The following is a 10,839-nucleotide window of genomic DNA, read 5'->3' as shown; positions in this document are numbered from 1 at the left end:
GCGGGTATTATTCCTGTAACAAACCTCGCTCCATAGTGCGAGCACGAAATCAATGGCGGCGGCGGCGCCGCGAGCGGTGGCGCCCTCGCGTTCGGTGTGACGGGCGGTACCTGCGTCGTGACCGTCGTCGGCGCTGCGCTCGGCGGGGCACTGGGAACCAGCATCACCAACGCCTACCTCAGCGAGGACAAGTCGTTCAGCATCGAGTTGTTCCGCGACGGCCCCGGCATCCCGGTGCTCGTCGCCCGGGGATGGCTCACCGAGAACAGCAACGAATGGTCCGAGGCCATGCAGGCCGTCGAGCGGCGGTATCCCGATTCACCCGTCTATCGAGTGCACTGGGGCAGCAAGGAGCAAAAAGCACTCGCCGCGCTCGCCCTCAAAGGAAGCGGCGGCGGTGCAGCTGGGGCGGGTGCCTTTGCCGTCGGCCGCAAGGCCAGCAAATCCGCCGCCAAGAAGGTCCCGTTCCTCGGCGGCGCGCTGGCCGTAGCGGAGGTCGCCAAGAATCCCTGGCACACCGCTGTGGTCCGTGCCGACAAGACCGGCGTGCTGTTGGCAAGCATCCTGGCACGCACGGAGATCGACCGTTGCATCCTGGTCGGCCACAGTCTCGGCGGCCGGGTCATGATCACGGCTGCCGAGACGCTGGGTACCGATCCCGACGCCCCCCGCATCCAAACCCTGCACACGCTCGGCGCCGCCGAAGGCAAGAAGGGTGACTGGCGGCCACTGAACGACGCAGTGGAAGACGCCGTCCACAACTACTACTCCGCCAATGACAAGGTCCTGGAAATCGCCTATCGCACCGCCCAGGTGGGCGACAAGGCAATCGGCCGGTACGGATTCGGGACGGCCTTCCCCAAGATCCACGATCACGAAGTCACCGACCGCGTCGGCGGCCACACCGAGTACTTCGGGAGCGTGACGCTACGCTGACGCGCTGGCGGCCCATGCCGGGGTACCGTCTAACCATGTCCGATGCACCCGTGCGCGTCTTCATCGTCGATGACCATGAACTGGTCCGTCGCGGCCTGCGCGACCTCCTCGGCACCGCCGGTGACCTCGACGTCATCGGTGAGGCGGCCACCGTCGCCGAGGCGCTGGTCGGCATCACCAACGACCCACCCGACGTGGCGGTCCTCGACGTGCGCCTTCCTGACGGCAGCGGCGTCGAACTGTGTCGCGAGGTGCGCTCGACCTGCCCCGACACGCACTGTCTGATGCTGACCAGCTACGCCGACGACGATGCGCTACTGGCCGCCGTCATGGCCGGCGCCTCGGGATTCGTGCTCAAGCAGATCCTCGGCCAGAACCTGGTTTCGGCGGTCCGCACCGTCGCCGCCGGCGGCAACCTGCTCGACCAACGCAGCACCGCGGCACTGATGGAGCGGCTCCGCGAACGCAGCAGCGCACCCGACGACCCGTTCGGCAAACTGACCGAACGCGAGCGGGAGATCGTCGACCTCATCGGCGAGGGCCTCACCAACCGCATCATCGCCAAGCGGATGCACCTCGCGGAGAAGACGATCAAGAACAACGTCACCCGCATCCTCGCGAAACTCGACCTCTCCAGCCGCACCCAGGTCGCGGTGTTGGCGACGAAGGCATCGCAGGGCGACAAGTAGGGCTCGCTCGGCGCGGATCTGGGCTCGCTCGGCGGGATCTTGGGCTCAGTCGGTCTTCTGGGCGACGAGGGGCACCTGCCAGAGCAGTCGCGTACCGCGGCCGCTGAGCCCGGGCCCGACGGTGAAGTCGCCGTCCCACTCCGCCGCCCGCATCCGCAGGTTCTCCAACCCGCTCCGACGAGTCCCCGGGTCGATGCCGCGACCGTCGTCGGTGATCTCGACGGTCAGCTCCCCCGCCCGGGGCTCGGCGGCGACGCGCACCTCGATCCGGTCGGCACCCGAATGCCGCAGTGCATTGCTGACACCTTCGCGCACGACGGCGTCGACGTGGCTGGCAAGTTCGGGGATGACAACGGTGTCGACGGGACCGTCGAAGCGCACCATCGGCGTGACCTCCGCGTGTCCGGACACCTGGCCGATGACGGCCAGGACGCGGCGACGCAGCGTCGGATTGCGCGACGGGTCACCGGACTGGAGGTCGAAGATCGAGGTCCGGATCTGCGAGATCGTCCCGTCGAGGTCGCTGAGCACCTGTTGGAGCCGGTCGCGCTGGGCCGCGTCGGACGATTCCGACTGGTCGTCGGCGTCGCGCTGCACGGTCAACGCCTGCAGCGACAGTCCCATCGCGAAGAGCCGTTGAATGACGTGGTCGTGCAGGTCACGCGCGATGCGGTGACGGTCTTCGAGCATCTCCAGGCGCCGCCCGATCTCGCGGCGCTCGGCGTACGCGATGGCTAGCGACGCGATCTCGGCGACGCCGGCCAGGCCGGTGCGCTCCTCGACCTCCCAGTCGGGCTGATTGTCCTGGTGGATCACGATCGCCCCGTACACCCACGGACCGCGCACCAGCGGCACCACGGTCAGCCAGCCGCCGTCGCGGTCGCCCCAGCCGGGCAGCGCGTCGTCGGACAGCACCCGCAGCTCCGAAGTCTCGGTGATCGCCGCTCCGAAGGTCACCGAGTCCACCGGTCCCGGCCACCCCGAGTTCGCGCGCAGCGTCGCCGCCGAGTCCTCGGTCTGGTACAGGTACACCGCGCGGGCCCCGGTGAGTTCGGCGACGTCGGCGCAGATGTTGTTGAGGTTGGCGACGAGGCTGACCCCGGCCAGCGGCTCGGCGCCGCGCCGTGCGATCAGCTCCATCCATGTGTGCCGGATGCGTGCGCGCTCGAAGCCGCGGGCGTTCTCGATGGCGATTCCGGCGGCGACGGCGAGCACGCCGATGAGCGCCTCGTCGACGGCGGTGAAAGTCGCGGCCGTCCGTTTCTCGGTGAGGTAGATGCTCCCGAACACCTCGCCGCGGATGAGGACCGGCGCTCCAAGGAAGCTGCGCATGGGCGGGTGGTTGGGCGGGAAGCCGACCGACGCCGGGTTCCGCGACAGGTCGCTGATCCGCAGCACCTGTGGATCCTCGATCAACAGGCCCAGGACGCCCTTGCCCTTGGGCAGTGACCCCATTGTCGCCCGGATGTCCGGGCTAATGCCGGTGTAGACGAACTCACGCAGTCCCCCACCTATGGTGTCGCGCACGCCCAGCGCGGCGTAGCGCGCGTCCAGGACGCGGGCGGCAACGTCGACGATGCGTTGCAGCGCCTCGTCGAGGTCGAGGCCCTGGCTGACGACCAACACCGATTCCAGCAGGTCGCGTGCCTTGTCTGGGCGCAGGCTCTGGCGGGCGAGCGTGTTGAGCGTCGCGTGCAGGTTGTCGGTCGGGCCAGGTTGCCGTTCCATCAGACTTCCTCTCCGGCAGCAGCAGCCGCGCCGACGAACCGTCGCACCGCGCCCGGGACGGCGGCCGGGTGGATGTGCAGGAAGGAGGCGTGCACGCCGGCGTGGACGTGCCCGTCGACACGGGCGCCGTCGGCGTGCCAGCCCCACGCGGGCGACGGGCCCGGCGCCACCGTGCTGCGATGGAACTCGTGCCCGGTGACCCGATCGCCGGCGCGGTAGAGGACTGAATCGGTCAGTGCTACCCCGTCGCGGTAGCCGAGCGTCAGCCGGGGGCCGAACTCCGCGTCGACGGGCAGCGCCCCGGCCAGCGACGGACCAGCCCGTCCGTCGCGGACCACCCCCGAAGTGAGGTACAGGTATCCGGCGCACTCGGCGTGCACCGGTCGCCCGGCGGCGACGTGCGCGCGCACCGCGGTCCGCAGCGGCTCGTTGCTGCTCAGCTCCTCAGCGTGCTCTTCGGGGAAACCGCCACCGAGGACCAGCGCCGCGGTTTCCGTCGGCAGCGACTCGTTCAGCGGGTCGAAGTCGACGACCCGCGCCCCGGCGGCGGCCAGCAATTCGGCGTGTTCGGGGTAGCCGAAGGTGAAGGCGCGCCCGGCGGCAACTGCCACGACGGGTTCACCGGCGACCGGCTCACCGACCGCCGTCGACGCCGACCACGGTTGCGCGGAGACACTGCTGCGGGCCGCGCCGACAACCCCGTCCAGGTCGATGGCCGCGGCGGCCAGCGCGGTCATCGCCGACACAGCTTCGCGCGCCTCCGGCGAACGCTCGGCGGCCGGGATCAGCCCGAGATGCCGGGACGGGACCGACAGCGCGTCGTCACGGCGCAGCACCCCGTAGACCGGGAGGCCCACGGCCTGCGCGGCGGCGCGCACGACCTCCTCGTGCCGTGGCGAGCCGACCCGATTGAGGATCACACCGGCCACGTGCACCCCGGCGTCGAAGGATAGGAAGCCGTGCAACAGCGCGGCCATCGACTGGCTGTGCCCGGCGACGTCGACGACGAGGATGACCGGGGCACCGATCAGCGTCGCGACGTGCGCCGTCGAGCCGTACCCGCCTGCCGGGGAGTCAGGGGTGATCCGTCCGTCGAAGAGTCCCATCACACCCTCGACGACGGCGATGTCGGCGCCAGCGCTGCCCGCGCGATACAGGGCCGGGATCAGGTCCTCGCCGACGAGGTTCGGGTCGAGGTTGCGCCCCGGACGCCCTGCGGCGAGCGCGTGGTAACCGGGGTCGATGTAATCGGGCCCCACTTTGAACGGCGCCACGACGTGGCCAGCCGAGCGCAATGCGCCGATCAGTCCGGTGCTCACCGTCGTCTTGCCGCTGCCCGAGGCGGGCGCAGCGATCACGACCGCCGGCACGGCAGTCATCGGCCACCTGCCGCGACTACCACTCGATGCCCTTCTGACCTTTTCGCCCGGCATCCATCGGGTGTTTGACCTTCACCATCTCGGTGACGAGGTCAGCGGCGTCGATCAGCTTCGCCGGTGCCCGCCGTCCGGTGATGATTACATGCTGGCGGCCCGGCCGCTGAGAGAGCACCGAGACGACCTCGTCGACGTCGATCCAGCCCCAATCCAGCGGATAGGTGAACTCGTCGAGGACGTAGAAGTCGTGCTCCTCGGAGGCCAAGCACCGCGCAATCTCGCGCCACCCGTCGCGGGCGGCCTGCGCATGGTCGGCGGCGGCGGCGTCGTTGGCGCGCAGCCACGACCATCCGCTGCCCATCTTGAACCAGGACACCGGCGCGCCCTGTCCGGTCGCGGTGTGCACCTCGCCGAGTGCCCGCAGCGCGGACTCCTCCCCGACGCGCCACTTGGCACTCTTGACGAACTGGAACACCGCGACGCTCATCCCGGCGTTCCAGGCGCGCATGGCCATGCCGAACGCCGCGGTCGACTTCCCTTTGCCGTCGCCGGTGTTGACCGCGAGGACCGGGGCGTTGCGGCGTTGGCGCGTGGTCAATCCGTCGTCGGGGATGGAGGTCGGGACACCTTTGGGCATGGCCGAAACGCTACGCCACGCGCGCCGCTGGAACGCCGACCGCGCTCGCGATCCGCGCGCCGGTCAACTCGGCCATCGGAACGTGCCGTCCGCCGAGAGTGTGCGCCAGTTCCGCAGCCAATCCCAGTCGGATCATGCCCTGCTCGCAGTCGATGACGACGGAGTCGACGCCGTCGCGGCGCACCAAGCGGGCAGCTGCGTTGGCACGCCCTACCGCCCCCGGTCCGGCAGTCGCCCGACCGTCGGTCAGCACGGCCAGTAGCGGTCGGCGCCGCGGCTCGGCAATCCGTGCCCGCGCGATCAGGGCGTGCGCCTCGAGCAACCCCTCGGCCAGCGGGGTGCGCCCACCGACGCGCAGATCCGCGAGACGTGCGACCGCCAGGTCGACCGACCGCGTGGGCGGGACCACGACGCGGGCTTCGGACCCGCGCGCCACGACGACGGCGACGCGGTCGCGGCGGGTGTAGGAGTCGCGCAGCAACGCCACGCATGCCTCGGTTAGTGCCCTCAGTCGCGTGCGGGCGGTCATCGACCCGGACAGGTCGAGGACGAAGACGACCAGGTTGCCCTCGGTGCCCTCGCGCTGCGCTCCGCGCAGGTCGTCGATGCGCACCGGGCTGCGTCCGGTCGCACCCCAGGCACCAGCGGTTCCGCCGACGAGACGCTGGGCGGCGGCCAGCGTCGTGCCGAATAGGTGGACAGGGGCGCCGGGCGAGTAGTCGACGGCGCGCGTCGTGTGCCCGCGCGAAGTGCGCGACCGCGACCGACGGCCCGGGTCGCCGTCGCCGATCCCGGCCACCGTCATCAGGTTCGGCCGCACCGGCGCGGGCTTGCTCGTGGAGTCAGTGCCGAAGCGCCTCGCGTCGACGCCGGCCTGGGAATCGTCAGTCGCCGGAGTACCAGTGCTGTCGGGTGCGCCACCATCGAAACCACCGTCGTCGGAAGTGTCACGGTCGGCCGAGGCCCCAGAACCGGGACCGCCGTCGGGGTCAGGCTCCGGATCGGGCTCCCCGGCGGCCTCATCCCCGGCGGCCATCGCATCCGACAGAGCCTCGTCGTCGAGGCTGCCGTTGTCGAACGGGTCGCGACGGCGTCGGTGCGGCAGTGCCAGTTCGACGGCGACGGCGATGTCGTCCTCGTCGACCTCCTCGGCGCCCCGCCATGCAGCGTGCGCGGCTGCGGCCCGGGCGACGACGAGATCGCCGCGCAGCCCGTCGACCTGCAGGTGCGCACAGATCCCGGCGATCCGTCGCAACTGCGCGGCTGGCAGGAGGATGCCATTCACCCGGTCGCGCGCCGCTGCGATCCGCTCGGCCAGCAGCTGCTCCTCGTCGGCGAATCCGGCGACGAACCCGGCGGGATCGGCGTCGAAGGCCATGCGCCGTTCCACCACGGCCACCCGCTGCTCGACGTCGGTCGGCGCTGCGACGTCAACGGCTAGCCCGAAACGGTCGAGCAGCTGCGGGCGCAGTTCGCCTTCTTCGGGGTTCATCGTTCCGACGAGGACGAAGCTCGCGTCCTGGGTGTGCGACACCCCGTCGCGCTCGATCGTCACCCGGCCCGATGCCGCGGCGTCGAGCAGGACGTCGACGAGGTGGTCGGCGAGCAGGTTGACCTCGTCGATATAGAGCACCCCGCCATCGGCCTGGGCGAGCAGACCGGGGGTGAAGACGGCCTCACCGTCGCGCAGGACACGCGTGAGGTCCAACGATCCGATGACCCGGTCCTCGGTGGCGCCGATCGGCAGCTCGACGACGCGCGGACGCTCCCCCGTCGCCGGCAGCAGCGGACCGAGCCCGCGCACCACCGTGGTCTTGGCAGTGCCCTTCTCGCCCCGGACCAGGACGCCGCCGATCCCGGGCGCGATCGCCGAGAGGATCAACGCCAGTTTGAGGCGTTCCTGCCCGACGACGGCACTGAAGGGATACCGGATCAGCGCATCGGCACCCATGGCCGCCTACGCGTCGGCCGAGGCCTGAGTCAGCTGCAGGCTCTTGGACGTCCAGTCCCACACCTGCTTGTACAGGGCCGGGTTGTCTGAGAGCGACTTGCCAAACGACGGGATCATCTCGCCGAGCTTGGGCGCCCAATCCGACTCGTACTTCTTGCCGAAGCACTTCTCGAGCACGTCGAGCATCGCGGGAACTGCAGTCGAGGCACCGGGCGAAGCACCCAGCAGGCCGGCGATCGTCCCGTCGCCGGCGGCGACGACGGCGGTGCCGAACTCCAGTGCGCCGTTGATGCCGCTGCCGCGGATGACCTGGACGCGCTGACCGGCGGTGATGGCCTCCCAGTCGCCGCCGGTGGCCCGCGGCACGAAGTCGCGCAGCGTCTTGATGCGGTCGGTCGGGCTCGAGGCGAGCTCGCTGATGAGGTACTTGAGCAGGCCGAACTCCTTCGGCGCGATCGAGATCATCGGGAGCAGGTTGCCCGGGCGCACCGAGAAGGGCAGGTCGGTGACGCTGCCGTTCTTGAGGAACTTCGGCGACCAGCCGGCGTACGGGCCGAACAGCAGGCCCGGCTCGTGGTTGATGACGCGGGTGTCGAGGTGCGGCACCGACATCGGCGGGGCGCCGACGGCGGCCTGGCCGTACACCTTGGCGCTGTGCTCGGCGATCAACTCCGGGTTGGTGCAGCGCAGGAACTCGCCGCTGACCGGGAAGCCGCCGAAGCCCTTGATCTCCTTGATGCCCGAGCGCTGCAGCAGGTGCAGCGCACCGCCGCCGGCACCGACGAAGACGAACTTCGCGTTGACCTTGCGCTTCTCGCCGGTGTGGTTGTTGCGGACCGTCACGTCCCAGGTGCCGTCGCTCTGCTTGGACAGGTTGGTCACGGTGTGGGCGAAGAAGATGTCGGCACCCTGGCCGACGTAGTTCACGAGCTGCTGGGTCAGAGCGCCGAAGTCGATGTCGGTTCCCTCGGTGTACCAGTTCAGCGCGACCGGGTCGCTGTAGTCGCGGCCGGCGGCCATGAGCGGCAGACGGTCGGCGAACTCACCCGGGTCGGTGATGAACTCCATGCCCTCGAACAGGGTCTGACGCGACAGCTTGTCGTAGCGGCTGCGCAGGTAGTCCACGCCGTCGGCGCCGTGGGTGTAGCTGACGTGCGGGATGGGGTTGATGAACTCGCTGGGGTCGCGCAGGATCCCGTTGTCCACGGCGTGCGCCCAGAACTGGCGCGACACCTGGAACTGCTCGTTGATGGTCACGGCTTTGTCGATGTTGACGTCGCCGTTTGCCTCACGCGGGGTGTAGTTGAGTTCGCAGAGGGCCGAGTGGCCGGTGCCGGCGTTGTTCCAGGGGTCCGAACTCTCGGCCGCAGCGGCGTCGAGCTTCTCGAAAAGGGTGACCGACCAGGTCGGCTCCAACTCTCTCAGCAACGCGCCGAGCGTGGCGCTCATGATGCCCGCTCCAACCAATACGACGTCAGTCTTGACCACCGATGCAGACACGAAAACTCCCATTCCTCGCGGTTACCCTCACATTGTTCCCCATGGTGCAACAACCGTCGCGACCGGCCGACACGATTGGGCAACCAGGCACACCGTCGCACCTGCGCCGGGCTACGATCGGCAACCGTGACCGACACCAAGGACTGGCAGCCCGACAGTGAGCTCGCCGGCTATTCGATGCGCGTATTCGAGCTGGGCGCCGACCCCGACGGCGAGTCGCCGATCGCCGCGACCCTCGTCCGCGCCCCCAAGCGACCGCGTGCCGCCAAGGGCGCCGTGCTCTATGTCCACGGCTTCACCGACTACTTCTACCAAGAGCCCCTCGCCGAGTTCTTCGTCTCGCAGGGATATCACTTCTACGCTCTCGACCTGCGTAAATGCGGTCGTTCGCGCCGCGCCGGACAGACCGCGCACTACGTCAGCGATCTGTCTTTCTACGACGTGGAGCTGAGCCTCGCCGTCGACGTGATCGCCGCGGAAGTCGGCATTGGGGCGGGTGAGGATGACCCGAAGATCATCGTCGCCGCCCATTCCACCGGTGCTCTCATCACCCCGCTGTGGATCGACCGTCTGCGCCGCCTCGACGCGACCCGCCACCGCCTGATCGGCGGACTGATCCTCAACAGTCCGTGGCTGGATTTGCAGGGCCGCGCGGCCATGCGTTCGCCCGCCGTCACCGCCGTCATCCGCGGTGTTGGCATCACCCGCGGCCTCACGGTGCTGCCGCAGGAACTCTCCCCCGCCTATGGCGACAGCATCCACGAGAGCCGCCACGGCGAGTGGAAGTACAACCTCGAGTTGAAGCCCCTCGGCGGCTTCCCGGTGACCTTCGGCTGGATCCGCGCGATCCGCAACGGGCACGCGCTACTGCAGGCCGGGCTCGACGTCGCGGTGCCGTCGCTGGTGCTGCGCTCGGACAAGTCGTATTTCGCCAAGCAGTACTCGTCAAAGACCGATCGCGCCGACGCCGTGTTGGACGTGTCGCACATGGCCCGTTGGGCGGGCTGTCTGGGCGGTCGCCTCACTTCGGTGCCAATCCCCGATGCGCGTCACGACGTGTTCTTGTCCCTTCCCGCGGTCCGGGAACAGGCCTACGCCGAGGTGGAAGCCTGGCTCGCCACCGGACTGCGTCCGCCGGCCGCCAAGGCAGCCGCGAAGAAGGCTGCCGCCACTACGCCACCGAGGAAGACGGTCGCGCCCGGGTGAGGTTTGCCGTCGCGCTCCTCGCGACCTCGTCAGTGGCCGTCCTGCTGGCGGGCTGTAGCGGGGGCGACAACGCGGTGCCGGTACCCACCGGAACGCTTCCCGTCTCGATTGCGGCGTCAGAAGGTGCGCGATTGTCGGCCACCCGGGTCCGGCTCGGTGAACATCCCGGCTTCGACCGCGTCGTCTTCGACCTGGGCGGAATGGGCACTCCGGGCGCGATGGTGAGCTTCACCGACGATCCACGCTTGGACGGCAGTGGCGAACGCCTGGCGATGGTGGGCCGAACGGTCATCCAAGTCGTCATCACCGGCGCCGGATATCCCGGCGACACCGGCGTCAGCGCGTTCACCGGCCGGGTCGACGGCGTCGGCGGGATCGCCGGGGTCTACGTCGGCGGACCGTTTGAGGGTCAGGTTCTGGCCTACATCGGCGTCGACGCGGAGAACCCCGGGGTCCGGGTGAGCACATTGGCTTCACCGACGAGGCTGGTCATCGACATCGCGCGGTAGTCCCCTCGGCCTCCCTTTCAGAACGGCGGGGGGCCGTCGGTTTCGCGGGGGTGTTCGCGGCGTCGGTGGTATTCCTGTTCGGCGTGCTGCCATTCCGTGGTGAGTCGTTGTTTGCGGTTGGCGGCGCGTTCGGCTCGTCGTCGGCGGTGCTTGTCCTTGGTCCGATTCCGCGGCCGATGCCGACGGTGGCCATCTCGGTGATCGAGTGGCTGCGACGAAGGAGCAGCTGTATCGAGATCGGGCGTGGGCTCGTGCCAGGTGATGTGGTCGAGGCTGGGGAACAGATCCGTGTTGGTTTCGGCGGGTC

At 69.5% G+C, this 10,839-nt stretch carries 10 protein-coding genes; 5 read left to right on the top strand and 5 right to left on the bottom strand.

Annotated features, from left to right (window positions below; translation table 11 throughout):
- Positions 1–48: 48 nt before the first annotated feature.
- A complete protein-coding gene (locus B4L26_RS06165) occupies positions 49–936 on the top strand; it encodes a DUF726 domain-containing protein (protein ID WP_290717101.1) in 888 nt (295 codons plus the stop codon).
- 35 nt (positions 937–971) lie between these two features.
- Positions 972–1,625 (top strand): response regulator, encoded by a 654-nt coding sequence (locus B4L26_RS06160; RefSeq protein WP_290717095.1) that lies wholly within the window; start codon positions 972–974, stop codon positions 1,623–1,625.
- 45 nt (positions 1,626–1,670) lie between these two features.
- Here B4L26_RS06160 and B4L26_RS06155 read toward each other — a convergent pair whose 3' ends face one another.
- From B4L26_RS06155 to mqo, 5 genes are read right to left on the bottom strand one after another with little or no spacing between them, the layout of a single operon-like run.
- Positions 1,671–3,353 carry a GAF domain-containing protein gene (locus B4L26_RS06155; protein ID WP_290717092.1) on the bottom strand — a complete coding sequence of 561 codons (1,683 nt, stop codon included), beginning with the start codon at positions 3,351–3,353 and terminating at the stop codon, positions 1,671–1,673.
- Positions 3,353–4,732, bottom strand: coding sequence for a cobyrinate a,c-diamide synthase (locus B4L26_RS06150; protein WP_290717090.1), 1,380 nt, complete (start codon positions 4,730–4,732; stop codon positions 3,353–3,355). The genes B4L26_RS06155 and B4L26_RS06150 overlap by 1 nt, the downstream gene beginning before the upstream one ends.
- A 16-nt stretch (positions 4,733–4,748) precedes the next feature.
- Positions 4,749–5,366, bottom strand: a complete 618-nt coding sequence (gene cobO, locus B4L26_RS06145; RefSeq protein WP_290717087.1) for a cob(I)yrinic acid a,c-diamide adenosyltransferase — start codon at positions 5,364–5,366, stop codon at positions 4,749–4,751.
- A 10-nt stretch (positions 5,367–5,376) separates the two neighbouring features.
- Positions 5,377–7,317: a VWA domain-containing protein gene (locus B4L26_RS06140; protein ID WP_290717085.1), complete on the bottom strand. Its 1,941-nt coding sequence runs from the start codon at positions 7,315–7,317 to the stop codon at positions 5,377–5,379.
- 6 nt (positions 7,318–7,323) lie between these two features.
- Positions 7,324–8,829 carry a malate dehydrogenase (quinone) gene (mqo, locus tag B4L26_RS06135; protein ID WP_409563460.1) on the bottom strand — a complete coding sequence of 502 codons (1,506 nt, stop codon included), beginning with the start codon at positions 8,827–8,829 and terminating at the stop codon, positions 7,324–7,326.
- A 114-nt stretch (positions 8,830–8,943) separates the two neighbouring features.
- Between mqo and B4L26_RS06130 the strand changes: the two genes are divergently transcribed.
- The 3 genes from B4L26_RS06130 to B4L26_RS06120 all read left to right on the top strand — a co-directional run.
- Positions 8,944–10,023, top strand: a complete 1,080-nt coding sequence (locus tag B4L26_RS06130) for an alpha/beta hydrolase (protein ID WP_409563461.1) — start codon at positions 8,944–8,946, stop codon at positions 10,021–10,023.
- The gene (locus tag B4L26_RS06125) at positions 10,020–10,532 is read left to right on the top strand and encodes an AMIN-like domain-containing (lipo)protein (RefSeq protein WP_290717079.1); all 513 of its coding nucleotides are present in this window, start codon (positions 10,020–10,022) and stop codon (positions 10,530–10,532) included. Before B4L26_RS06130 ends, B4L26_RS06125 begins: the two co-directional genes overlap by 4 nt.
- A 50-nt stretch (positions 10,533–10,582) precedes the next feature.
- Positions 10,583–10,839: hypothetical protein (locus tag B4L26_RS06120; protein WP_290717077.1), on the top strand; the 257-nt coding region annotated here is incomplete at its 3' end.

The organism is Gordonia sp. UBA7599 (genome assembly GCA_002477755.1).
In the GTDB taxonomy this organism is placed as follows: Bacteria; Actinomycetota; Actinomycetes; order Mycobacteriales; family Mycobacteriaceae; genus Gordonia.
Note: the sequence above shows the minus strand (reverse complement) of the source record. Positions and strands in the feature narration are given on the sequence as shown.

What these genes read in the sequence shown, in the direction of transcription:
- B4L26_RS06160 (WP_290717095.1), top strand. Translation starts at nt 972, where the DNA reads ATGTCCGATGCACCCGTGCGCGTCTTCATCGTCGATGACCATGAACTG.
- B4L26_RS06155 (WP_290717092.1), bottom strand. Translation starts at nt 3,353, where the DNA reads ATGGAACGGCAACCTGGCCCGACCGACAACCTGCACGCGACGCTCAAC.
- B4L26_RS06150 (WP_290717090.1), bottom strand. Translation starts at nt 4,732, where the DNA reads ATGACTGCCGTGCCGGCGGTCGTGATCGCTGCGCCCGCCTCGGGCAGC.
- cobO (WP_290717087.1), bottom strand. Translation starts at nt 5,366, where the DNA reads ATGCCCAAAGGTGTCCCGACCTCCATCCCCGACGACGGATTGACCACG.
- B4L26_RS06140 (WP_290717085.1), bottom strand. Translation starts at nt 7,317, where the DNA reads ATGGGTGCCGATGCGCTGATCCGGTATCCCTTCAGTGCCGTCGTCGGG.
- mqo (WP_409563460.1), bottom strand. Translation starts at nt 8,829, where the DNA reads ATGGGAGTTTTCGTGTCTGCATCGGTGGTCAAGACTGACGTCGTATTG.